This window comes from Pseudomonas sp. GW821-FHT01C01 (assembly GCF_059422645.1).
This window is the reverse complement of the sequence record NZ_JBWKXF010000003.1, coordinates 224,364-247,807: the sequence shown is the minus strand read 5'-3', so window position 1 is coordinate 247,807 and position 23,444 is coordinate 224,364. Positions and strand designations below refer to the sequence as shown.

The following is a 23,444-nucleotide window of genomic DNA, read 5'->3' as shown; positions in this document are numbered from 1 at the left end:
GCGAAGGCGGTGTGTCAGTCAATGTTGATGTTGACTGACACACCGCCTTCGCGAGCAAGCCCGCTCCCACAGGTTCTGCGGCTGCTGCATAAGGAAAAACCATGAACGCCATTGTCGTATCGACCGGCAACAGCCCGGCCAAAGTAGAGGTCGGCACCAAACTGCGTGGCGCGGAAAAGGTCGCGCGGATTCCGGTGAAGATCATTCCCACGGATGAATTCCCGCGCAAACCCGACTGGATCCGCGTGCGTATGCCGATCTCTCCCGAAGTCGAGCGGATCAAGCAGCTGTTGCGCAAGCACAAGCTGCACAGCGTCTGCGAAGAAGCCTCGTGCCCCAACCTCGGCGAGTGTTTTTCCGGTGGTACCGCAACCTTCATGATCATGGGCGACATCTGCACCCGTCGCTGCCCGTTCTGCGATGTCGGCCATGGCCGGCCCAAGCCGCTGGACACCAACGAACCGATGAACCTGGCCGTGGCCATCGCCGAGCTGCGCCTGAAGTACGTGGTGATCACCTCGGTGGATCGCGACGATTTGCGCGATGGCGGCGCCCAACACTTTGTCGATTGCCTGCGTGAGATCCGCAAGCTGTCGCCCGGCGTGCAGCTGGAAACCCTGGTGCCGGATTATCGCGGACGCATGGACGTGGCCCTGGCGATCACCGCCACTGAGCCGCCGGATGTGTTCAACCACAACCTGGAAACCGTACCGCGCCTGTACAAGGCCGCGCGGCCGGGTTCGGACTTCGAGTGGTCGCTGGACCTGCTGCAGAAATTCAAGCATGCGGTGCCCCACGTACCGACCAAATCCGGGCTGATGCTGGGCCTGGGCGAAACCGACGAGGAAGTCATCGAGGTCATGCAGCGCATGCGCGAGCACGACATCGACATGCTGACCCTCGGCCAGTATCTGCAACCCTCCCGCAGTCACTTGCCGGTGCAGCGCTTCGTGCACCCGGACACCTTTGCCTGGTTCGCCGAGGAAGGTGCACGGATGGGTTTCAAGAACGTCGCGTCCGGACCACTGGTGCGCTCGTCCTATCACGCCGATCAACAACTTCATGGAGGTGCCGGCGGTTTCAAGCCATGATGGGGTGACTGGTCATGCATGGAGCCGTCCCGATGTCGCGTTCACCCTGTCTGTTGTTGCTGTGCCTGAGCCTTGCCACGCCGTGCATGGCCGACGAACCGAAACCCGGGCACATGGTGTATCTGCGTGCGGTCGACCCGGGCATCGGGCAGGACATCCGCTACGCCAGCGCCCACAACTTCACCGGACACCCGCTCGACGGTTATCAGGCGCCGGAGTGCCTGTTGTCCGTGGACGCCGCCAAAGCCCTGGCCCGAGTGCAAACGGCGCTGAAAGCCGAGGGTTACGGTTTGAAGGTATTCGACTGTTATCGCCCTGTGCGGGCAGTGGCGGACATGGGCCGCTTCGCCAATGAGCCCGGCGACCCGCTCAAGACCGAATTCTATCCACGGGTCGACAAGCAGGACTTCTGGCGCCTGGGTTACGTGGCACGGGTGTCCAATCACTCCCGGGGCAACACCGTCGACCTGACCCTGACCGGCCCCGACGCCCTGCCTGCCGATGCCTGGACGCCATCCGTCGATCCAGTGGATTGCACGGCGCCCTACGGCCAGCGCTGGCACGACGGCGCGCTCGACATGGGCACCGGGTTCGATTGCTTCGATGAGCGTGCGCACACCGATTCGGCGCTGATCAACGCCACGGCCAAAGCCAATCGCCAGCGACTCAACAGCGCGATGGAAAAAGAAGGTTTCACCGGTTATTCGGCTGAGTGGTGGCACTTCACGTACAGCGGGAATACGCAGAAACCGGACGTCATGGACTTCCCCATTACGCCGTTGGCGCCATGAACCTTTTGCTGAAGCCCCTGTTGCTGCTGTTTTTCCCATGGGTGGCGATGGCCCAAGGGCTCGACGGCAGCGATCAGCTGATCGTGGTCACCAGCAACGACTGGGATGGCATTCAAGCCACCGCTCAGCGCTATGAGCGGCACGGCAAGACCTTTGAAAAATTTGAAGCGCCGTTTGCGGTGGTGCTCGGCAAAAATGGCATGGGCTGGGGCAAGGGGCTACTCGACACCGGGCAACCTGAAGGACCGGTAAAACAGGAAGGCGACGGCAAGGCCCCGGCCGGAATGTTCAAGCTGGGCACGGCGTTTGGCTACGAGCCTTCGGCCGAAACCCGCCTGCCCTATCTGGCATTGACGCCAACTATCGAATGCGTGGATGACAGCCAATCGGCCCGCTACAACGAATTGGTCGACGGCGCGGTGATTGCGAAGGACTGGACCAGTTCCGAACGCATGCGCCGCAGCGATGACTTGTACCGCCAAGGCATTTTCATCCAGCACAACAACCCGGCCACTCCCGCCGCTGGCTCGTGCATTTTCTTCCACATCTGGCGCAGTTCCAGCGCACCAACCCGTGGCTGCACTGCCATGGACCCGGCGGATATCGCGCGGTTATTCAACTGGCTGGACCCGGGAAAATCCCCGGTACTGGTGCAACTGCCCGAAGCACAATACGAACAGTTGCGTGAGCGCTGGAAGCTGCCCAAACGCTGAACCTGTGGCGAGGGAGCTTGCTCCCGCTGGACTGCGTAGCAGTCCCATCTTTTAGGGCCGCTTCGCGCCCCAGCGGGAGCAAGCTCCCTCGCCACAAATGCGGGTGTTAACCCCGTTCAACCACCACGCCACTCATCGACGGCTTGGCCAGCGCGTAATAAATCACCCCCGGCACCAGCAACCCGACGATCCACGAAATATCCACGCCGCCCAGTTGCGCAACCATCGGCCCGGAGTAGAAATGGGTGTCGACAAACGGCAACTGAATCAACACGCCAATCACGTACACGCTGATCCCCAGCACGTTCCAGCGACCGTAGCGCCCGGCCGGGTCGGACAGTGCCGGGATGTCGTAACGTTCCTTGTTGATGAAGTAGTAATCCACCAGGTTGATCGCGCTCCACGGGGTGAAGAACGTCAGCAAAAACAGGATGAAGTACTTGAACGAGTTGAGGAACGAGTACTGCCCCAGCAACGCCAGCGTGGTGGATGCCGCGACGATCAGCAGCACAAACAGCATGCGCTGGCGGGCGGTGATTTCCAGGCGGCGACGAAAGCCAGTAATGATGGTGGCGATGCACATGAAACTGCCGTAGGCGTTGAGGGTGGACACCGTGACCTTGCCGAACACAATGCTCAGGTACAGCAGGGACGCGATCACCCCGGTACTGCCCAGACCGACAATGGTCGCCACTTCGTGCCCACGGAAATTCGCCCCGGCCAATGCGGCGGCGAACACCCCCAGCACCATCGAAGCCTGAGCCCCGAGCACCGTGCCCAGGCCCACGGCAGCAAAGGTTTTCCACGATGAAGTCTTGCTCGGCAGGTAACGCGAATAATCCGCCACATAAGGACCGAACGCGATTTGCCAGGATGCCGAGAGCGACACCGCCAGCAGGAAGGTGCTCCAGCCAAAATGACGATTGTCGAGCAGCAGGCCGATGTCGTTGAGGGTCATCAACCGGGTGAACAGGTAGGCGAAGGCGATGATGCCCAGCACGCTGGCCACCCGCCCGACCAGGTGAATCACCCGATAACCGAAGATCGTCAGGAACGCGATGCACGCCGCGAAAATCAGGATTCCGGCGCTGTCGCTGACGCTGATCAATTGCGCAATCGCCTGCCCCGACAGCACCGCGCCGGTGGCACTGAAACCGAGGTACATCAGGCACACCAGAACAATCGGGATCGCCGCGCCATACACCCCGAACTGCACTCGGCTGGAGATCATCTGCGGTAAGCCGAGCTTCGGACCTTGCGCCGCGTGCAGCGCCACCACGGCACCGCCGAATAGCTGACCGATCAGCAAGCCGATCAGCGACCAGAACACATCGCCGCCCAGCACCACGGCCAGGGCGCCGGTGACGATGGCGGTGATCTGCAGGTTGGCGCCAAGCCACAGGGTGAATTGGCTATAGAGACTGCCGTGACGCTCAGCCTCGGGAATGAAATCGATCGAGCGGGTTTCGATCAGGGGACTTCGTTGCACACTCATGACGGTGTTTCCTTTGAGGAACTGTTTTTGTTATCAGGGATAGAACTTAGAAGGTCTTGGTGGCGCTCGCCACCACCGTGGCCGAGCACAGATCGTCATAGCCATACCAGCCACTGCACTCGCTTTTCGTCAGGTCGGTGTCGACATAACTCAGGCCCCAGGTCACGCCGACGAAGTCGCGGGTCAGCTTGGCTTCCCACTCGTAGTAGGCCTCGCGGTTGTCGCCATTGGCGGACCAGAAGGCCGGGTCTTTCACATCGTTGCGCCCCACGCGTAGCTCCAGGCCGACTTCGGCCGGCAGTGCGATTTTATAGCCCAGATAGGTGTAGAGCGTGTCCTGGTCTTCGCCGAAAACATTCGGTGTGTCCTTCGAGTAATAGGCACCCAACTTCACGCCATACACGTCGAGAATGGCGTAGACCTCGCTCAGGTTGAATTCGGAATTTTTCGGGTAGTCGTACTTGATGTAGCCCAGATCGAGGCTGATCGCGTCCGTCGCCTGCCAGTAGTAACCGGCGTAGTACTCAAGTTCCTGCCGGGTATCGAAGCCGCCACCGAAATCCACGTTGGAGGTCCAGGCGCCAATGTACAAGCCGCTGCTGTGCAGCAATGTTGCGCCGGCCTGGGCCGCTGGATCGCCCAGGGTTTGCGAGATGCCGCGGCTACGGTAGTCGCTGACGACGCCCAGGGTCATGTCCAGGCTGAAGTCATCGTTGAGGGCCAGGGCCTGGCTGGTCAAAGGCGCCAATGCCAGTGCGGCGAGGGTCAAAGCTGAAAGTACGTTCATGCGCTTCTCTTGTTTTTATGGGGGTACGGGGAATTTCAGCCACGGCGCTGCCAGGCCCGTCGCAATGCGAGGGGCCTGGCAGTTTTCAGGCAGTGCGGTTGAACGCAGGTCAGGACGCGGGCGCGTAGACCTGCTTGCCGGCGAAGAAGGTGTTCAGGACTTTGGTTTCGAACAGGTCGTCATCGCTGACCTTGAACACATCGCGGTCGAGGATGATCAGGTCAGCCTGCTTGCCCGGTGCCAGCGAACCGATCTGCTGCTCCAGGCGCAGGGTTTTGGCGGCGTTGAGGGTGTAGGCGTAGAACATGGTCTGGCGGTCGATGCTCTCCTTGGCATTGAGCACACCCAGCGGCCCTTTGCGCGTGCTGGCCTGGGCAATGGCGTTGAACGGATTGGGGCTGGACACCGGCCAGTCGCTGCCACCGGCAATCACCGCGCCTGCGTCATGCAGCGACCGGGCGGGATACTGGTAACCGTAGGCAAAAGCGCTGATGTAGGGTTTGACCAGTTCGACGGTGTAGGTCTCGCCGGTGGCCCACAGCAGTTGCATGGAGGCGATCACCCCCAGTTGCTTGAAGCGTGCAAACTCCTTGGGATTGACCAGTTGCAAGTGAGCGATGCTGTGCGGCACCGGCGTCGGATTGAGCTTGCGCGCATAGGCTACGCCATTGAGCGACTCACGCACCGCGCGGTCGCCGACCGCGTGCATGTGCACGATCCAGCCACGTTTTTCCGCCGCCACCACCAGCTCACCAAAGTGCGCCGGGTCGATCAGTAGCTGACCATTCTTGTGGCTGTTCTTGAACGGCACGATGACCGCGGCGGTCTGCCCCGGAAATTCGAGAATGCCGTCGGTGAACACCTTGATGCCGGGGAACGTCAGGTTGGGAACGCCTTCGAACTGCTTCATCACCGTGGCGATCACTTCCAGATCGGCAGGTTTGCTCTTCGGGTTGGTGACCATCAACGCGGCGACGTGGGCGCTGAGTTCGCCGTTCTGCGCCAGCGCCTTGTACAGCGGCAGCACACCGACACTTTCCGTGGTCGCCTTGAAATCGAACAGCGAATCCTCACTGCCGCCGTTCGCCGCAGCGTCCATCCATGCGGTGATGCCGTATTGATTGTTGACCCTCACCGCCTCGCGAGCGGCCTTGAGCATGGTTTCCGGGCTGGGCGCGGGAATCCCGCTGCGCACCACGTCCCAACGGGATTCGGCAAAGTAACCGTTAGGTGTGAAATCCTGTTCATGCCCGATATAACCGCGTTCTTTTTCCGGCAGGCTTTTGACCAGCGCCGCATCGATGTTCAGGCGCTTGAGCATCGCGTTGTTGGCCCAACCGGTGTGACCATCAATGCCGCTGAAGACGATGGGCTGATCAGCCCAGCGTCCCTGATTGAACACTTTGCCGAGTTCACGGCTTTTCTCCCAATAGGCCGAACTGACCCCGGCGACGCTGATCACATCACCGGCCCTGGCACGGCCGGCCTTGTCCTCTTCGATCAACCATTGCTCCAGTTCCGGCAAGGGTTTGACTTCATCCAGCAGGTTGGCCTTCATGCTGTCGAATGCGCCCACGACCGGGTGGCTATGGGTGTCAATCATGCCTGGCATCAACACCTTGCCCGCCAGGTCGATGCGCTGGGTCCCGGCATCGGCCAGGGCATTGATTTCGGCATCGCTGCCGACCTTGAGGATCTTGCCGTCTTGTACCGCCACCGCTTGCACCAGCGCCTGGCCGGGCTCGGCGGTAAAGACCTTGCCGTTGAACAACACCAGGTCGGCGGCGGCCATCGCTTGCACCGAGGACAACGCCAGCGCGGCGGCCAACAGGTTTGGAATGAATCGCATCGGAACGCTCTCTAGTTTTTATTGGACGGATCGGGAAGTGACGACTTGGGAAGCGACCTGTGGAGCCAGCCCGAGGAACGGCGCCTTGGCCCACACGACTTTGCCGCCGACCAGCGTCAGCAGCACGTCGTTGCGACCCAACTCCTCCTCGGGTACCTGCATGAAGTTCTTGTCCAGCACGATCAGGTCAGCGAACTTGCCGACTTCGACCGAGCCCACCACCGCGTCCAGCTTCAGCTGTTCGGCGGCATTGAGGGTGATGCTGCGCAGCACTTCAGCTCGCGACATGGCCGGATCGGCATTGAGTCGCCCGGCATACTTCGGTCCGTAGCTGTGCGGATTGGTGGGGTCGCCGGAGCGGGTGACACCGACTTTCAGCGCCAGGAACTCATCGAGGGGATCGACCGGCCAGTCGCTGCCAAACGCCACACGACCGCCAGCATGGGCGATGCTGCCCGAGGGTTCCATGCGCTCGAATCGCTCGGCTCCGAGGTGATCGCTGGTGCCATCGACCGTGGACGGCGCCTGCTGCGCCCACTGGAACGACATGGTGGCCGTGACGTCCAGTGCCTTGAAGCGTGGGTAGTCGGCAGGGTCGACCGACTCGGCGTGCGCGATGGCCGGGCGGAAATGATTGCCCGGCAGTTGCTCGCGCACGTAGGCAACGCTGTCCAGTGCATCCCGCACCGCGCGCTCGCCGGTGGCATGCAGGTGCGGATCGAACCCGGCCTTGACCGCCTCCAGCAACAACGGATTGAGCACCTGCGGCGGGAAGTACAGTTCGCCCAGGTTTTTGCCCGGTGTCCACTTCGGCGCCTTGTCAGTGCCGCTGTTGTGCAGGTACGGGGTCAACATGGCCCCGGTGTCCGCCGGGGCATTGATGATGCCGTCCATGAACAGTTTGACGTGGCGCATGTTCACGCCCGGCGCGACATGCACTTCGCCCTGGTCGTAGATGTTGGCCAGGGCCTTGGCCTCGGCGATGGTTTTGACCGGATCGGCGGCAGCGGCGGCCGGGTCCAGCTTGATCGCCAGCAAGGCCCGGGCAGTCAGTTCGCCGGATTTTTGCAGACGGGTGAAGGCCTTGCCGCTTTCCGGTCCCGACAGGGCATCGAAGAAGCTGGTGATGCCCTGTTGGCGCATGGCGTCGAGGGCCGCGCGGATCTGCGTGAGTTTTTCCGCGTCGGTGGCGGGCGGCACCACGGCGGCCATCGACTCGGCGGCGCCGTCTTCGCAGATACCATTAGGATTGCCGGCACTGTCGCGCCGGTATTTGCCATCTTCGGGGTCCTTGGTCTGCTGGTTGATGCCGGCCATTTCCAGGCCACGGGAATTGGCCAGCACGGTATGAAAATCGGTGGAGCGGACCTGAATCGGCCGTTTGGTCTTGAGCGCGTCCAGGGTCGATTTGTCGGCGTCGCCGTCAAGCCCGGTCATGCCCATGCGATCCCAGCTGCCGACTTCCAGCCAGACATCCGGGCCCTTGTCCTTGTCGGCATCGAGGCAGGCCTGGATGCTCGCCTGAAACTGCGCGCGGGTCATGGTCTGGTATTTCAGATCGCACAGCGTCATGGCGCGACCGCCGTCTCCCGGGTGCATGTGCGCATCGACGAAGCCCGGCATCAGCATGCGCCCGGCCAGGTCGATCTGCTGTGTTTGCTTGCCGATGTAGCCGTCGACCCCGGCATCGCTGCCGACATAGACGATCTTGCCGCCCGATATGGCAATGGCTTGCTGCACGGAATCCTGGCCATCGACGGTGTAGACGTAGCCATTGCGCATGACCATGTCAGCGGGCGTCGCACCCAACGCCACGCAGGAAAACGCCGTTGTCGATGCAACGGCGATGAACAACCTGGAAAGTCTCAAATGCCTCACCCCTGTTCTTATTGTTTTGAAGCGGCCCGAAGCAACTGCACAAGCCCTTGATAGACAGGGCATACCCTATAGGGCGCAGCGCTCGAATGGACCTCTGCAAATGAGGAGGGGTCAGGCAAATAGTTGAAACGGCTGGGGTTAATCCCGGCGCACGGACTCCGCCAGAGTGCCCGGCGAACGCAGAGCGGAGCCCAGCTCCACCTTGCTTTTCACACCGAGCTGCAAGTAACAGTTACGCAAATAGGTGCGCACGGTCGCGGGGCTCAGGGCGAGGAGTTTGGCGATCTCTTTGTAGGAATGGCCGGCGGCGAACAGCATCGCTGCGGTACGTTCCCGTGGCGCCAGGCCATCTCCGCCCGATGGCGCATCGAGGGACAGGATGACGTGTTCGGCGTTGGGGCTGAGGGTCAGGGCACAGCGGCCCAGGCGGATCACGCAGGGGGCTTTGGACAATTGCGCGATCACCTCAGGTGGCAGCGTGGAACCGCTCCAGCCGGGCAGTTCGCGCTGGATGGCAACACACAACCTGGCCCCCACATAGAGCAGACTGCCGTCCATACGCGCGATGCCAAAATCACTCGCGCCGTTTTCGCTGTCGAAGCGAATCATGTCCTGCACTTGAAACCGCCACAGCTGGAACAGGTGATCGCAGAACGCCAAAAACAGCTCGGCTTCGTTCTCCTCGAACGCCTGTTCATCCTGACCACGGTAGAGGCAGACGAAAAACATCAGGCCGCTTTCGGGCAATTCGTAGGTGATGCTCATCAAGTGATAGAGATCGAAGCGCCGGGCGAAATCATTGACTGCCTCGCAAGGGTCGTTGAAACCCTTGTCGCACACCACCTCACCGGGACGATTGAGCGTGGCGTAGGAGAACTGATCGTTGGCCGCCACCGGATGCCATTCGCAGGCAAAGGATTCAGGAAGATTGATGCTGCCATGCATCCAGCTTTGCATGGGCACATCAGGACCTGGCGCAGACATTTCGCCCCACCAGGCAGAGGCGAAGGGCACCAGTTGACCGAATGCCTGCAGGCCATCGGCGATGAATCGCGACGCCCCGCTCTCCCGCGCCAGCCGGCCAAGGTGCAGTACGCAATGATTGAACGCCTTGAGCGTGACCATCGTTGCGTCACCGTCGACTTTATTTCCCTCCCCCATCATTGCGATCCCGTTCACTGCATGGCCTTTCGTTTCGACGATGCCATAGGCCCCTGACGGGCGTCCAGCACGCAATGACATCATCGGTTACAAAGTGCTGTGCAACCCGTACAGCTGTGGCCGGCGGTCCTGATGCAGGTCGTTGCGGGCGCTAATGCGCTTGTTGCGCGCTTCGGCGAGGTTCAGCGTCGCCAGCAGGATTTGCTCACCGCCCTGCTCCGCCGGCCCGGCCAAGGGGTAACCGTCAGCATCGACGATAACCGAGCCCTGTACCCAGCCGACGCCGCGTTCATGACCATAGCGGTCACACGCGGCAATGAACATCCGGTTCACCGACGCATTGGCCTGCACCCGCAGCACTTCAGCCGGGCGCTCGGTGGGCGGTCGCGGACCGTCGGGCCAATTGACCGGCGCACAGAGCAGGTCGGCCCCGGCCAGCGCCGGAAGACGCACCCATTCAGGGAATTCCAGGTCGTAGCAAATCAGCATGCCGAGCCGTCCATGGACCGTTTCCACCACTGGCGGTGGAGCATCGCCCGCCGTGAAGACGTCCTTCTCGGCATCCCATAAATGCGCCTTGCGGTACACCGCGCGCAGCCCATTGGCGTCGATCATCGCGGCGCTGTTAGCCAGTGCGTCATTGGCCAGGCGTTCGCAGAATCCGCCCACCACCACGAGATTCAGCTCACGGGCCAGGGACTGCCACAGTTGCAAGGTCGGACCGTCAACGGGTTCCGCCAGGGACAGCGCTTCGTCGCGGTCGGCAAACAGATAGCCGCTCTGCACCAACTCAGGCAGCACTACGATTTGCGCGCCCTGGTACGCCGCCTGACGAATCGCGCGTTCGGTGAGCGTGCGGTTATAAGCCAGATCGCCAATTTTCGGTGCCAATTGGCAGCAGGCGACCACGATATTTTTTACGCTGTTCAACGCCCTGCCTCCGCAGATGAATGGGTCATGGCGACGATGTCGCTTTCGCTCAGCGCGTCGATCACCCGGCGCTCGGCGGCCAGATCAATCGAGCGACTGAGCAGGTAATAGGTCAGCCCCGAGACCACCAGGCCCACCAGCCAGGCGATGTCCACGCCTTCCAGCACCCGTGCCAGCGGGCCGACGAAAACCTCTTTGCCGGCGGCGGCATCGAAGATGTAGAAGAACGGCACCATCGCAGCGAAGCCGATCAGGTACGAGACGATGCCGCGAAATTGCCAGGCGCCGTAGATGCCCTTTGGCGTGAAGAAATGCGGGATCGCATAGCGGCCCTTGCGCACGAAGAAGTAGTCCACCAGGTTGACCGCCGTCCACGGCACCAGGAAGTACAGCAACAACACGAGGAAGGTGTTCAACAGAGCGATGCCGTCTCCTTTGATCGACAGCACGCAGGTCAACAGAATGACGCTGATCACGCTGATCGACAGTACACGGGCGCGGGGTGTCGGGGTGATTTTCCTGACCGAGTCGACGCCGGTCAGCAACGTCAGCATGGCGCTGTAGGTGTTGAGCGCGATGATCGGCAGGAAACCCGCCACCGAGACGACCACCAGCAGATTACCCAGCCCCGGCACCATCGAGGAGCCGACCTGATTCAACGCAACCAGCGCATCCGCCGCTTTCAATTGCTGCGCCAGCCAGGCACCGAGGCCGATCATCCAGCTGCCCGACAACGAAGCGCCGATGAACACCGCGGCGATCAGTTTCGCCCGGCTGGTGTTTTTCGGCAGGTAACGGGAATAGTCGGACACGTAAGGCGCATAGGAAATGTTGTAGCTGGCACCGATGGCGAACAGCGTAGCGAAGGCCACCCAGTTGAAGCCCAGATCGGTCGCCGGCGTGACGCCCTCCTGACCCGCACCGAACATCAGGGCGATGGTCACCAGTGCGTACAGCGGCAAGGTCGCCAGCAAGGCCCACTTGAAGGCCTTGTGCATCAGGTCGTGGCCGTAGATCGACAACAGCGCCCCGATCAGCACCACGGCGACGGCGACGATGGTCGGGTCGATGCCAAACACGTGCTCCAGACCATTCATGATCAACGAGATGTTCACCACGTTGAAGCCGACGAACACAAACATCGTCGCCATCAAGGCCAGGATCACCCCGCGATAACCGAACTGGGCGCGGGACTGGATCATTTGCGGCAGGCCCATTTCCGGGCCCTGGGAGCCGTGGAACGCCATGAAAATGGTGCCGAACATGATGCCCAGGGCACCGGCGAGCATGGTCCACAATGCCGACAATCCGAGGCTCGGGCCGACAAAACCGATGGAGATGGTGAAGAAATGGAAATTGCCCAGGAACCAGAAAGGCCCCTGACTGCTGAGTTTGGCGTGGCGTTCGTTTTCCGGAATGTAATCGATCGAGTGGCCTTCGATGGCCAATCCGCCGCTCGTCTCGGCGACGTGCGCAGACACTGGGGAACCTGACATACGATTGTTCCTATGCTGTTGATTGTTGTTTTTGTGGGTACAGCGCTCGCCACGACCTCCAGATCCGGTAAAACTCCATAAAAAGCTGACGATGACGCTGGTTTCACGGCAATGTAGGGCGTGAGTTCCGGCAATAAAATATCGCAGGCACACTGTTCACATAGATCAGCACCTATGTAAGTGAGAATCGGGAGCCCCCATGCTGGGAACTGTTACGGAGCTGGATCTGCGTCTGATCCGGGTATTTCTGACCGTCGTCGAGGCTGGCGGCATCTCGGCGGCACAAACCGCCCTCAACACCACGCAGCCCACCATCAGCGCGCAGTTGGCGACGCTGGAAGCCAGGGTCGGTTTCCGCCTGTGCGAGCGCGGGCGCGGCGGGTTTTCCGTAACGCCCAAAGGCACTCAGTTCATCGAGGCGGCCCGGCGTTTGCTGGCGGCGGCCGAGGGTTTTCGGGTCGAGGTGCAGCACATCAACCGCAAAGTCTCGGGCAGCATCAACATCGGCCTGCTGGGGCAAATCGATCCGGTGGCGAACAAGAAAATCGGCCTGGCCATTGCCCGTTTGCGGGCTCGGCACGAGGGGTTGTACTTCCACTTCACTGAACTGTCGTCGTCCCTGCTGGAAGAAAAAATCATCAATGGCCATATCGACCTGGCCATCGGCTACTTCTGGCATCGCTTGCCCAGCATCGATTATTTCCCCTTGTTCCCGGAAACCCAGATTGCCTACTGCGCGCCCTCGCATCCGCTGTTCGGGCAAGTCGGTGCACTGACCCGCGAAGATGTCAGCGGCTTTGACTGGGTCTGGCCGAGCCATCCGCTGCCGGAAATGCCGGCCCCCACATCAATCGAACGCCTGACCGTGCTCACCGACAGCATGGACGGCGCAGCCCTGTTGATTCTGTCCGGCCAGCATTTGGGGTTTCTGCCGCAGCATTACGCGACCCGTCATGAACAGCTGGGGCAATTGCACCCGCTGAACCCGGACCTGCTGCGCTATGAGGTCAGCTTTCATGCGGCGGTGCGGCATTCGTCGCGGCAGCGGGATCTGGTGAGTGCGTTCCTGAACGAGTTGATCGAGATTTTCGGACCGATGTAGAGAAGTCGTCGCCGCGCACTGCGCTCAACGCTGGCTCAATCGCTATATAGTTTTGTATATTGCGAAGCTTATTTTTCCCAGATACCCCCATGAGCCGTATCCGCCAGCACAATCTGCACCTCATTCTGGAAGCCGCCAGCGCCGAATTCGCCGCCAAAGGTTTCGACGGCACGCAAACCCGCGACATCGCGTTGCGTGCCGGGGTGCCAAAAGCCAACCTGTATTACTACTTCCAGACCAAGGAGAACCTCTACGCGCAGGTCCTGCTCGGCTTCGTCCAGCCGTTGCTGGAAGCATCTGCCGTCCTGCGCGAGAGCGACGACCCGGTGTCGGGGTTGCAGGCCTACATCACCGCCCGCATCCGCATAGCCCGGGAACATCCGTACATTGCCAAGGTGTTCAGCGGCGAGTTGCTGTTGGGGGGCAAGCAGTTGCCCGCAGAATGCCGCGACCTGCTGTATGCCGAGGCCCAGCGCAATGTCGAATGCCTGCGCAGCTGGATTGATCGGGGCTTGATCGCGCCGGTCGACCCGCAGCACTTGATGTTGTTTATCTGGTCAGCGACCCGGACCTACACCAATCTGGGCTGGCAGATGGCGCATATCACGGGGCGCGAGACGCCGCAGGACGAGGATTACGACAACGCCGCGGCCACCATCACCCGACTGGTACTGGGCGGCGTGGTGCCGGCCGCGGTGCGGGAGGAAAGGGTTTTGATGTTTGCGACTTGAGTGAACGTGACGCGATTCATGTGGGAGCGGGCTTGCTCGCGAAGGCGGCGGGTCAGTCAACTCCGATGCTGGCTTTAATGACGCCTTCGCGAGCAAGCCCGCTCCCACAGGAAAATGCGGTGGTTTCAGAAATGGATGTCCTTGGCCGGTATCACATCGATCCGCGCCACGGAACCGGTCAGGCGCTTCAGGTCCTTGTTGTGCTCGGCAATGATGTCTTCGGCGCTGAGGTTGCCGTTGTCGACGGTGGAATGTGCATCGCTCGCCAGCACCACGTCGTAGCCCAGTGTCAGGGCCTGGCGCACGGTGGCATTGATGCAGTAATCGGTTTGCAGGCCGCAGATAACCAGGCGTTCGAAGTCTTGCACCGGCAACAGTTTTTGCAGATTGGTCTGGTAGAACGAATCCTGTGTGGTCTTGCGCACGCGATGATCCTTGGGCGAGGTTTCCAGCCCTGCGGCCAGTTGCCAGCCGGCAGTCTCATGCGCCAGCGGGCTGCCCGCTTCTTCGTGCTGGATCAGCACTACGGTCACGCCGGCCTTGCGCGCCCGGGCAGACAGGTCATTGATGGTGTCGATGACCCGTCCAATCTTGAAGCATTCATACTCACCGGAACACAAAGCCTGCTGGACGTCGATGATTAGCAACGCGGTGGTCATGATTTCCTTCCTTGATACGTCGAGGGATCAGGGGACGAACATAAGTCCGCCCCCTTCCGGACACAACCTTCAATAACCCAGCGACAACCCGGTGTTACGCCGTGGGTCGTTCGCCCCGTAGAAACGGTTCTTGCCTACCGGTTTGCCACCCAGGGACGGCGCGCCGACGAGGATCGCCGCCAGGTGGTTGGCATCCTGGGGACCGGCGAACTTGTGGCCCCAGCTTTCGAGGATCTTCACCGTGTCCGGGCTGGTGGTGAAGGCTTCCAGGTTGGTTTCCTCCGGCAGCCACTGCTGGTGGAAACGCGGTGCATCCACCGCTTCCTGGATGTTCATGCCGTAGTCGATGACGTTGAGCATGGTCAGCAAGGTCGCGGTGATGATACGGCTGCCACCCGGAGTGCCGACCACCATCACCACTTTGCCGTCCTTGGTGACAATGGTCGGGCTCATGGACGACAGCGGCGCCTTGCCGGGCGCGATGGCGTTCGCCTCGCCCTGCACCAGGCCGTACATGTTCGGCACGCCGATTTTCGAGGTGAAGTCGTCCATTTCATCGTTGAGGATGACCCCGGTCTTGCTCGCCATCACGCCGGCACCGAACCAGTCGTTGAGGGTGTAGGTCACCGACACCGCGTTGCCCCATTTGTCGACGATGGAGTAATGCGTGGTGTTGTTGCCTTCATGGGGCGCTACGCCTGGCTTGAGTTCACTGGATACCGCGGCTTTTTGTGGTTTGATCGCTTCGCGAAGTTTGGTCGCGTAGTTTTTATCCAGCAGATGAGCGATCGGGTTTTTCACGAAATCCGGATCGCCGAGGTAGCTGTTGCGGTCCACATAGGCGTGGCGCATCGCTTCGATCTGATAGTGCATGCCCTGGGCCGAGTGATAGCCCAGATCCTTCATCGGATAGCCTTCGAGAATGTTCATGATCTCGCAGATCACCACGCCGCCGGAGCTCGGTGGCGGTGCGGAAACCACGTGATAGCCACGGTAGTCGCACTCGATGGGCGCCAGTTCGCGGGTCTTGTATTTGTCGAGATCGGCCTGGGTGATGATGCCCTTGTTGGCCTGGCTGGAGGTGACGATGGCGTCGGCTACCCAGCCCTTATAGAACCCGTCGGCGCCTTTCTCGGAGATTTCCCGCAGGGTTTTGCTCAGGTCCTTTTGCACCAGCTTCTGGCCGACCTGCATCGGCTCGCCCTTGCTGAGGAAGATCGAGCCGGAATCCTTCATGTCCTTCTTGAACATGTCGGTGGCGTAGTCCAGCAGATCGACGTCACCCTGCTCCAGTTCAAAACCCTCTTCAGCAAGCTTGATGGCCGGGGCGATGATTTCCTTGCGCGGCTTGGTGCCGTACTTGGACAGCGCCAGCTCCATGCCCGAAACGGTGCCCGGTACACCCACGGCCAGGTGACCACGGGTACTCAAATCGGGAACGACGTTGCCCTCCTTGTCCAGGTACATGTTGGCGGTAGCGGCCAGCGGGGCTTTTTCACGGAAGTCGAGGAAGGTCTTGCGCCCGTCCGCCAACTGAATGGTCATGAAACCGCCGCCGCCGAGGTTACCTGCCGCGGGATACACCACCGCCAGCGCATAACCGACCGCGACCGCCGCATCCACGGCGTTGCCACCATTCTTGAGCACATCCACGCCCACATGGCTGGCCAGGTGCTGGGCAGTGACCACCATGCCGTTTTCCCCGGTAGCCGGGGCCACGGAGGCGGCGTGAGCAGTCAGACAGCTGAGTGCCAATGAGGTCGCAATCAGCGATTTGGCAAAAGGTTCATACTTCATGAGTCGGTCTCTTCTTGTTATTACGTAGGAAAACGCTTCAAAAGCCGTAGCCAAGTATGGTCGGGATTACGTATTGCGCCTCCCCGTCGAGACAGTATCCTTGACGCCTGTTCAGCCATTTCCCGCGAGCCCCGGCATGACCTACACCTGCATTACCATGGCTTCGCCCGTGGGCGAGTTGAAGCTGGTCGCGAACGGTTCACGACTGGCGGCCATCCTCTGGGAAAACGACAAACCCGGTCGGGTGCGCCTCGGACCGATGAGCGAAGCGCCGGATAACCCGATCCTGGTGCGCACGGCTGCGCAGCTGGGAGAATATTTTTCCGGCACCCGCGATCGCTTCGAACTGGAACTGGATTTTGCCGGTACGGAATTTCAGAAGAAGGTCTGGGCGGCGCTGCTGACTATCCCGTTCGGTGAGACCCGCAGCTACAGCCAGATCGCCGAGCAGATCGGCAACCCGGCGGCAGTCAGGGCAGTGGGTGCGGCGAATGGCAAGAACCCGATATCGATCGTGGCGCCGTGTCACCGGGTGATTGGCGCATCGGGCAAGTTGACCGGGTTTGCCGGAGGGCTTGAGGCGAAGGAGCTGTTGCTCACACTTGAAGGTTGCGAGTGGTCTGGCGCCAGTCGCATGGATGATTTGTTTCTACTAAACGATGAATAATTTGTGGCGAGGGAGCTTGCTCCCGCTCCAGTGCGCAGCACTGGCAAAGTACTCCGGCAACTTCAAGAGTTCTGGGGCAGCTGCGCAGCCCAACGCGAGCAAGCTCGCTCGCCACAGCAAGCACATACGTTAGCGGGCGAAGAGATTCTTCATCGCCGCATACTGCAACAGCATGATGGTCTTGGCGTCGCAGATCTCACCACGGTAAAACGCTTCGAGCGCGTCGTCGAAACGCCATTCCAGCACTTCCAGTTCCTCGGTTTCCGCCTCCAGCCCACCACCGTCGCTGACTTTCGAGGTCGCATCGTATTCAGCGATGAAGAAGTGCAATTTTTCCGTCACCGAACCGGGGCTCATGTACGCCTCGAACACCTTCTGCACATGGTGCACGCGGTAACCCGTCTCTTCCTCCGCCTCCTCGCGGATGCGGTCTTCCGGTGCCGCGCCTTCCAGCAGCCCCGCCGCCACTTCGATCAACAGGCCATCGTGGCCATTGACGAACACCGGCAGGCGAAATTGCCGGGTCAGTACCACTGTTCTCTTTTCGCGGTTGTACAAGAGAATCGCCGCGCCGTTGCCACGGTCGTAGACCTCTCGCGTCTGGCGTTGCCACTCGCCGTTGTTGCGGCGGTAATCGAAGGTGATTCTCCTGAGCAGGTACCAGTCGTTGGACAACACCTGAGACTCAAGGATGTTGACCCGCTCGGCCGTGTTCGACATGACAACGCGTCCTGTTATTTGTCTGAGGGGGCACATGTTAAGTGAAAACGAACAGCGCTTGCCCCTTTCAAACAAGCTGCGCGTTGGCGGCGGTTCAACTTTTCCGGGGATGGAACAATCGCTGCAACCGGGATAGGCTGCGGTTTCAATGCCATATGGATATAGCCATGAACTTGCGTATCGAACTGTCGCAAAACCCCACGGAAGAACAACGCCAGGCGATCCTCAAGCCGTTGCGTGCCTATAACGCCTCGAAGGCCGAAGGTCACGTGCCTGAACATATCGCCTTGCTGATTCGCGACGATAACGACGAGATCATCGGCGGCCTGCATGGCCGTTTGTTTTACCAGTGGCTGTACATCGATTTGTTGGTGGTGCCCGACCAGGCGCGGGGACAAGGCATGGGTTCGAAGCTGATGCAGATGGCCGAGGACCTCGCGCGGGAGCGGCAATGTGTCGGGCTGTGGCTCGACACCTTTGAATTCCAGGCACCGGAGTTCTACAAAAAATGCGGCTACAGCGAGATCGGGCACATTGCCGACTATCCGCCGGGCCACAAGCACTTCTTCTTCCAGAAGCGCCTGAATGACTGATCAACACCCAAAACCAATGTGGGAGCGGGCTTGCTCGCGAAAGCGGTGGATCAGTCGACATCAATATTGACTGAAGGACCGCTTTCGCGAGCAAGCCCGCTCCCACAAGGGACTTGCGTCTGTTATCAGATCACAGACAAGTCGCCAACGCCGCCAACCGGCGCTTGGCCACAAAATCGTCCTTCTGCGCGTAATAGCTCAAAACCGTTCCCGAGGCATCGTTGGTCACGTCGACGAAAGACTCTGCCGAACGCGTGTAAACCGTAGTGCCGCCCTTCTCGCCGGCCTGCAAATACGCCGCGGCATCGACACCGAAAACAGCCTCGTCCTGCCAGGAAAACTGCACGCACTGAGCAACGTCTTTTACCGGTTTTTCCGAGTTCAGGGTCTTGTACGGGGCCTTGGTGCGGGCATCGTTCATTGCCGAGCCCGCGCATCCCGCCAGCAACGTCACGGCCAGCGCCACCATCACAATTCGCATTGCATTCACTCATCAGAAAAAAGCGGACTTTATCACCCCGGCAGCCCGTATCGTTCTGCTTTACTGCATTTATACCGCGACACCGCGCAACGATTCGCGCACCCTGTCGCGCCAATACCGCCGCATCGCGCTTTTAACTGGAATTCTGATGACACCCAATGCCGAGTTTTACAAACCGACCGCTGAATATGCCGACAAGCTGATCAGCCAGATCGGTCAGACGCCTTCCTGGATTGCCAAGCGAATCGGCGTCACCGACAAGCGGATTCGCTACATCCTCAACGGTGAAAGAACCGTCAAAGGCGAAACCACGCCGATCCAGATGACCTACTCCGAACAGTTTGCCCTCGAATGCCTGGCAGCAGCAGCCAAGGCCAGCAAGAAGCAGTCTTCGTAATCCCCATTCAAGGAGCGACCATGGCGGCAACCGAGCAGCAACATGAACAGGCACTGAAGCGGTTTCTCGACGAACGCCCCGAGTTGCGCCACGACCTCGACAACCTCAACCCGCTGCTCGCACAAGCGAAAGGCGAAACCCCGGCGCAATACCGCGACGAACGCCTGCATGAAGCTTTTGAGGCCGAAGCCGAACGCCTTGGCCTGTTTGCCTGGGAACTGACCTTGCAACTGACGGCCGCCACGCCGCAGGACTATGAAACCCAGCGCCGTGAAGTGCACCGGGAGGTGGCGGAGATGGCCGGGATGGATTGGCTGGAGTATTGCGACTTGTATGGGATAGAACCATAGGGTTTGCTCAAGAACAGGCATTGGTGTTGTCTGTCAGTCCGCCTTCGCGAGCAAGCCCGCTCCCACATTAAACCGCGCTCTTGAGATAGAACCCGGTCGAATGTGGGAGCGGGCTTGCTCGCGAAGAGGCCAGAACAGGCAACATCGTTTTAGCCGCCCCGCCGATAAAGCATTATCATGGCCGCAGTTTCGCTGATCGAGTCCGTCATGAAGTTCGCCATCGCCGTGTTTTCCGCCGCCCATGCGCCCTCCTCGCGCCGCGCCTTGCTGTTCGCCCAGGCGGCGCTGGCCGGCGGGCATGAGATTGTCCGGCTGTTTTTCTACCAGGATGGCGTCTACAACGCATCCGGCAGCGTGGTCACACCCCAGGATGAACTGGACTTGCCCAAGCAATGGCGCACATTCGTCAGCGACCATCAACTTGATGGCGTGGTGTGCATCGCCGCCGCCCTGCGTCGTGGTGTCTTGAATGAAGAAGAAGCCAAGCGTTATCAGCGCGAGGCTGTAGCCGTCGGCGCGCCGTGGGAATTGTCCGGCCTCGGCCAATTGCACGATGCGGCGCAGGATGCCGACCGCCTGATCTGTTTCGGAGGCGCATGACATGGCCAAGTCCTTGTTGATCATCAGCCGTCAGTCGCCATGGTCCGGCCCAGGCGCGCGGGAAGCGCTGGATATCGTGCTGGCCGGCGGCGCCTTCGATCTGCCGATTGGCCTGTTGTTTCTCGATGACGGCGTGTTCCAGCTCGCCGCCAGTCAGAACGCCAAGGCCTTGCAACAGAAAGACCTGAGCGCCAACCTGCAAGCCCTGCCGATGTTCGGTGTCGAGGAACTGTTTGCCTGTGGCGACAGCATCACCCAACGCGGCCTTGACCCGAGCGGCCTGTCGCTGGAAGAAGCCCATGTGTTGGCCGCCCACGAAATCACCGCCCTCATTGACCGTTACGACCAGGTGATCACCCTCTGATGTCGACTTTGCATGTGTTGTCTCACTCCCCGTTCGGCGACGAACGCCTGACCAGTTGCCTGCGCGTGATCGGCGCCAACGATGGGTTGCTGTTGTCCGGTGATGCGGCCTATGCGTTGCAACCGGGCACCGCGCCGTTCACTGCGCTCAGTGAACGCAGCGAGCGCGGTCTGAAACTGTTCGTCCTGGCCGAAGATGCCCAGGCCCGTGCGCTTGCGGTTCCAGACTGGGCCCGGGCCATCGATTACCCGGCCTTCGTCGAACTGTCGATTCACTACGACAAGGTCAACAGTTGGCTATGAATGCATTGACGGTTGGCGCCCGCGCCATCGAGCTGGACAAGGACGGTTTCCTGGTCGAACTGAGTGACTGGTCTGCCGATGTAGCCAGTGCCCTGGCGGCGGCCGAAGACATCGAGTTGACACCCGAACACTGGGAGGTCCTCGAACTGCTGCGCAGTTTCTACGCCGAATTCCAGCTGTCACCGGCCACCCGTCCGCTGATCAAATACACCGCATTGAAACTCGGCCCGGAAAAAGGCAACAGCCTGCACCTGAACCGCCTGTTCAAAGGCACGCCCGCCAAACTCGCCGCGAAACTGGCGGGCCTGCCCAAACCGACGAATTGCTTATGACTGACTATCCTGCACTGACCCTCGAAACGCCCGCCGAGCATCCGTTCGCCCAGTTCGTGCGGATCCTCGGCAAAGGCAAGCGCGGCGCCCGCGATCTGACCCGGGTCGAAGCCCGCGAGGCCATGGGCATGGTGTTCGATGAAAAGGTCGAGGAAACCCAACTCGGGGCGTTCCTGATGCTGTTGCGGCACAAGGAAGAAAGCGCGGAGGAAATGGCCGGGTTCACCGAAGCCTTGCGTGAGCGCCTGAATCCGCCGGCACTGGCGGTGGATCTGGACTGGCCGACGTATGCCGGCAAGAAGCGTCATCTGCCGTGGTTTCTGCTGGCGGCCAAGTGTCTGGCGCAAAATGGCTTGCGGATTTTCATGCATGGCGGCGGTGCCCACACGGCTGGCCGGTTGTACACCGAGCAACTGTTGGGCGAGTTGAACATTGCGCTGTGCCGTAACTGGCAACAGGTGAGTTCGGCGCTGGATAACGACGGACTGGCGTTCATGCCGCTGGTTGACTGGGCGCCACAACTGCAACGGATGATCGACCTGCGCAATACCCTCGGCCTGCGGTCGCCGATCCACTCGCTGACGCGCATTCTCAATCCGCTGGGCGCGCGCTGCGGCCTGCAGAGCATTTTCCACCCCGGCTATCAGGCCGTGCACCGCGACGCCAGCGGATTGCTCGGTGATACCGCCATCGTGATCAAGGGCGATGGCGGCGAGATCGAGATCAACCCGGACGCCGACAGCCACCTGTATGGCACCACCGGCGGTGTTAGTTGGGATGAGGAATGGCCGCAGCTGTCGAGCCAGCGCCATGTCAAACCGGCCAGCCTCGATCCGGAGCACCTCAAAGCCGTATGGCGTGGCGACGTGATCGACAGCTATCCGCAAATGGCCCTGATCTCGACCATGGCCCTGGCCCTGCGCGGCCTCGGCCAGAGCCGCGAACAGGCCTTCGAAACCGCTGAAAAATACTGGGCTGCGCGGGACAAATCGATTTAACCGATCATTCACGCCCGATCTTTGCGCTTTTTGTTCGAACTCATCGGAATAGACTCAACTGCAACGCTTATGGGTTTCGGGAGTCTTGAACATGGGTTTATTAGTCGATGGCCGCTGGCAGGACAAGTGGTACGAAAGCAGCAAAGACGGCGCGTTCCAGCGTGAACAGGCGCAACGCCGCCACTGGCTGACCGCTGATGGCAAACCGGGGCCGACCGGCGTCGGTGGATTTGCGGCCGAACCCGTGCGCTATCATCTGTACGTGTCCCTGGCCTGTCCGTGGGCTCATCGCACGCTGATCCTGCGCAAACTCAAAGGCCTCGAAAACCTGATCGACGTCTCGGTGGTCAGTTGGTTGATGCTGGAAAACGGCTGGACCTTCGACCAGCACCTGGGCTCGACCGGCGACAAGCTCGATCATTTCGACTTCATGCACCAGCGCTACACCGCCGATGCCGCCGACTACACCGGCCGCGTCACCGTACCGGTGCTGTGGGACAAACAGCAAAAGCGCATCGTCAACAATGAATCATCGGAAATCATCCGCATGTTCAATGGTGCCTTCGATGATCTGACCGGCAATGACCTGGACTTCTACCCGGCGCCACTACAGGGTGAAATTGATGCGCTGAACGAGCGGATCTACCCGGCGGTGAACAACGGCGTATATCGCGCCGGGTTTGCCACGTCGCAGCAGGCTTATGAAGAAGCCTTCGACGATGTGTTTGCCGAACTGGATCGACTTGAGCTGCTGCTCGGCGCCAACCGTTACCTGGCTGGCGAGTACCTGACCGAAGCGGACATCCGTCTGTTCACCACGCTGGTTCGCTTCGATGCGGTGTATTACGGGCACTTCAAGTGCAATCTGCGGCGGATCGCCGATTATCCGAACCTGTCGAACTGGCTGCGCGAGATTTATCAGTGGCCGGGGATTGCCGAGACGGTGGATTTCACCCACATCAAGAACCACTACTACGCCAGCCACCGCACCATCAACCCGACAGGTGTCGTGCCGAAAGGCCCGGCACAGGACTTCATCGCGCCCCATGATCGGGAGCGGTTGAGCGGGAAAGGGGTTTGGCGCAAGGCCTGAGCTTCGCACTGGCTTTGAGGGCCTCTTCGCGAGCAAGCCCGCTCCCACATTGGATTTGTGTCGTTCA

At 60.7% G+C, this 23,444-nt stretch carries 26 protein-coding genes; 15 read left to right on the top strand and 11 right to left on the bottom strand.

Annotated elements, in window-relative coordinates:
- Window positions 1–101 precede the first annotated feature (101 nt).
- From lipA to AC07XF_RS03725, 3 genes are read left to right on the top strand one after another with little or no spacing between them, the layout of a single operon-like run.
- A complete protein-coding gene (gene lipA, locus AC07XF_RS03735) occupies window positions 102–1,091 on the top strand; it encodes a lipoyl synthase (protein ID WP_495025449.1) in 990 nt (329 codons plus the stop codon).
- 32 nt (window positions 1,092–1,123) lie between these two features.
- Window positions 1,124–1,882 carry a M15 family metallopeptidase gene (locus tag AC07XF_RS03730; protein WP_495025448.1) on the top strand — a complete coding sequence of 253 codons (759 nt, stop codon included), beginning with the start codon at window positions 1,124–1,126 and terminating at the stop codon, window positions 1,880–1,882.
- Window positions 1,879–2,595, top strand: coding sequence for a L,D-transpeptidase family protein (locus tag AC07XF_RS03725; RefSeq protein ID WP_495025447.1), 717 nt, complete (start codon window positions 1,879–1,881; stop codon window positions 2,593–2,595). Before AC07XF_RS03730 ends, AC07XF_RS03725 begins: the two co-directional genes overlap by 4 nt.
- A gap of 106 nt (window positions 2,596–2,701) precedes the next feature.
- On the opposite strand, the gene AC07XF_RS03720 is transcribed toward AC07XF_RS03725, so the two are convergent.
- From AC07XF_RS03720 to AC07XF_RS03690, 7 genes are all read right to left on the bottom strand, one after another.
- Entirely contained in the window at window positions 2,702–4,090 is a 1,389-nt protein-coding gene (locus tag AC07XF_RS03720; RefSeq protein ID WP_495025446.1) for a purine-cytosine permease family protein, read from the bottom strand.
- A 46-nt stretch (window positions 4,091–4,136) separates the two neighbouring features.
- Window positions 4,137–4,877: a TorF family putative porin gene (locus AC07XF_RS03715; RefSeq protein ID WP_495025445.1), complete on the bottom strand. Its 741-nt coding sequence runs from the start codon at window positions 4,875–4,877 to the stop codon at window positions 4,137–4,139.
- Between the two features lie 109 nt (window positions 4,878–4,986).
- Complete coding sequence (locus tag AC07XF_RS03710; protein WP_495025444.1) at window positions 4,987–6,726, bottom strand: amidohydrolase; 1,740 nt, start codon at window positions 6,724–6,726, stop codon at window positions 4,987–4,989.
- Between the two features lie 18 nt (window positions 6,727–6,744).
- Complete coding sequence (locus tag AC07XF_RS03705; protein WP_495025443.1) at window positions 6,745–8,595, bottom strand: amidohydrolase; 1,851 nt, start codon at window positions 8,593–8,595, stop codon at window positions 6,745–6,747.
- 147 nt (window positions 8,596–8,742) lie between these two features.
- Window positions 8,743–9,765, bottom strand: coding sequence for a helix-turn-helix transcriptional regulator (locus AC07XF_RS03700; RefSeq protein WP_495025442.1), 1,023 nt, complete (start codon window positions 9,763–9,765; stop codon window positions 8,743–8,745).
- An 87-nt stretch (window positions 9,766–9,852) separates the two neighbouring features.
- Complete coding sequence (locus AC07XF_RS03695) at window positions 9,853–10,695, bottom strand: nitrilase family protein (protein ID WP_495025441.1); 843 nt, start codon at window positions 10,693–10,695, stop codon at window positions 9,853–9,855.
- A complete protein-coding gene (locus AC07XF_RS03690; RefSeq protein WP_495025440.1) occupies window positions 10,692–12,191 on the bottom strand; it encodes a purine-cytosine permease family protein in 1,500 nt (499 codons plus the stop codon). The genes AC07XF_RS03695 and AC07XF_RS03690 overlap by 4 nt, the downstream gene beginning before the upstream one ends.
- Before the next feature lie 199 nt (window positions 12,192–12,390).
- On the opposite strand from AC07XF_RS03690, the gene AC07XF_RS03685 reads away from it, so the two are divergent.
- The gene (locus AC07XF_RS03685) at window positions 12,391–13,293 is read left to right on the top strand and encodes a LysR family transcriptional regulator (RefSeq protein ID WP_495025439.1); all 903 of its coding nucleotides are present in this window, start codon (window positions 12,391–12,393) and stop codon (window positions 13,291–13,293) included.
- Between the two features lie 89 nt (window positions 13,294–13,382).
- Window positions 13,383–14,024 (top strand): TetR/AcrR family transcriptional regulator, encoded by a 642-nt coding sequence (locus AC07XF_RS03680; protein ID WP_495025438.1) that lies wholly within the window; start codon window positions 13,383–13,385, stop codon window positions 14,022–14,024.
- 125 nt (window positions 14,025–14,149) lie between these two features.
- Here AC07XF_RS03680 and AC07XF_RS03675 read toward each other — a convergent pair whose 3' ends face one another.
- Window positions 14,150–14,683, bottom strand: a complete 534-nt coding sequence (locus AC07XF_RS03675; protein WP_495025437.1) for a cysteine hydrolase family protein — start codon at window positions 14,681–14,683, stop codon at window positions 14,150–14,152.
- 69 nt (window positions 14,684–14,752) lie between these two features.
- Window positions 14,753–16,480, bottom strand: a complete 1,728-nt coding sequence (ggt, locus tag AC07XF_RS03670; RefSeq protein ID WP_495025436.1) for a gamma-glutamyltransferase — start codon at window positions 16,478–16,480, stop codon at window positions 14,753–14,755.
- A gap of 136 nt (window positions 16,481–16,616) precedes the next feature.
- Here ggt and AC07XF_RS03665 point away from each other — a divergent pair, with 136 nt between their 5' ends.
- Window positions 16,617–17,147: a methylated-DNA--[protein]-cysteine S-methyltransferase gene (locus tag AC07XF_RS03665; RefSeq protein ID WP_495025435.1), complete on the top strand. Its 531-nt coding sequence runs from the start codon at window positions 16,617–16,619 to the stop codon at window positions 17,145–17,147.
- 129 nt (window positions 17,148–17,276) lie between these two features.
- On the opposite strand, the gene AC07XF_RS03660 is transcribed toward AC07XF_RS03665, so the two are convergent.
- Window positions 17,277–17,867, bottom strand: coding sequence for an NUDIX domain-containing protein (locus AC07XF_RS03660; protein ID WP_495025434.1), 591 nt, complete (start codon window positions 17,865–17,867; stop codon window positions 17,277–17,279).
- Between the two features lie 167 nt (window positions 17,868–18,034).
- Here AC07XF_RS03660 and AC07XF_RS03655 point away from each other — a divergent pair, with 167 nt between their 5' ends.
- Entirely contained in the window at window positions 18,035–18,460 is a 426-nt protein-coding gene (locus AC07XF_RS03655; protein ID WP_495025433.1) for a GNAT family N-acetyltransferase, read from the top strand.
- 130 nt (window positions 18,461–18,590) lie between these two features.
- On the opposite strand, the gene AC07XF_RS03650 is transcribed toward AC07XF_RS03655, so the two are convergent.
- Window positions 18,591–18,941 (bottom strand): hypothetical protein, encoded by a 351-nt coding sequence (locus tag AC07XF_RS03650; RefSeq protein WP_495025432.1) that lies wholly within the window; start codon window positions 18,939–18,941, stop codon window positions 18,591–18,593.
- A 148-nt stretch (window positions 18,942–19,089) separates the two neighbouring features.
- Here AC07XF_RS03650 and AC07XF_RS03645 point away from each other — a divergent pair, with 148 nt between their 5' ends.
- From AC07XF_RS03645 to AC07XF_RS03610, 8 genes are all read left to right on the top strand, one after another.
- Window positions 19,090–19,338, top strand: coding sequence for a hypothetical protein (locus tag AC07XF_RS03645; RefSeq protein ID WP_495025431.1), 249 nt, complete (start codon window positions 19,090–19,092; stop codon window positions 19,336–19,338).
- A 20-nt stretch (window positions 19,339–19,358) separates the two neighbouring features.
- Window positions 19,359–19,688 (top strand): DUF6388 family protein, encoded by a 330-nt coding sequence (locus AC07XF_RS03640; RefSeq protein ID WP_495025430.1) that lies wholly within the window; start codon window positions 19,359–19,361, stop codon window positions 19,686–19,688.
- Window positions 19,689–19,895: 207 nt separating this feature from the next.
- Window positions 19,896–20,288: a sulfurtransferase complex subunit TusD gene (gene tusD, locus AC07XF_RS03635; protein WP_008000825.1), complete on the top strand. Its 393-nt coding sequence runs from the start codon at window positions 19,896–19,898 to the stop codon at window positions 20,286–20,288.
- Between the two features lies 1 nt (window position 20,289).
- A complete protein-coding gene (gene tusC / locus AC07XF_RS03630; RefSeq protein ID WP_495025429.1) occupies window positions 20,290–20,652 on the top strand; it encodes a sulfurtransferase complex subunit TusC in 363 nt (120 codons plus the stop codon).
- Complete coding sequence (gene tusB, locus AC07XF_RS03625) at window positions 20,652–20,954, top strand: sulfurtransferase complex subunit TusB (protein ID WP_495025428.1); 303 nt, start codon at window positions 20,652–20,654, stop codon at window positions 20,952–20,954. The genes tusC and tusB overlap by 1 nt, the downstream gene beginning before the upstream one ends.
- Window positions 20,951–21,286 carry a TusE/DsrC/DsvC family sulfur relay protein gene (locus tag AC07XF_RS03620; RefSeq protein ID WP_046037873.1) on the top strand — a complete coding sequence of 112 codons (336 nt, stop codon included), beginning with the start codon at window positions 20,951–20,953 and terminating at the stop codon, window positions 21,284–21,286. Before tusB ends, AC07XF_RS03620 begins: the two co-directional genes overlap by 4 nt.
- Window positions 21,283–22,284: a glycosyl transferase family protein gene (locus AC07XF_RS03615; protein WP_495025427.1), complete on the top strand. Its 1,002-nt coding sequence runs from the start codon at window positions 21,283–21,285 to the stop codon at window positions 22,282–22,284. Before AC07XF_RS03620 ends, AC07XF_RS03615 begins: the two co-directional genes overlap by 4 nt.
- 91 nt (window positions 22,285–22,375) lie before the next feature.
- The gene (locus tag AC07XF_RS03610; RefSeq protein ID WP_495025426.1) at window positions 22,376–23,377 is read left to right on the top strand and encodes a glutathione S-transferase family protein; all 1,002 of its coding nucleotides are present in this window, start codon (window positions 22,376–22,378) and stop codon (window positions 23,375–23,377) included.
- The last annotated feature ends 67 nt before the right edge of the window (window positions 23,378–23,444 follow it).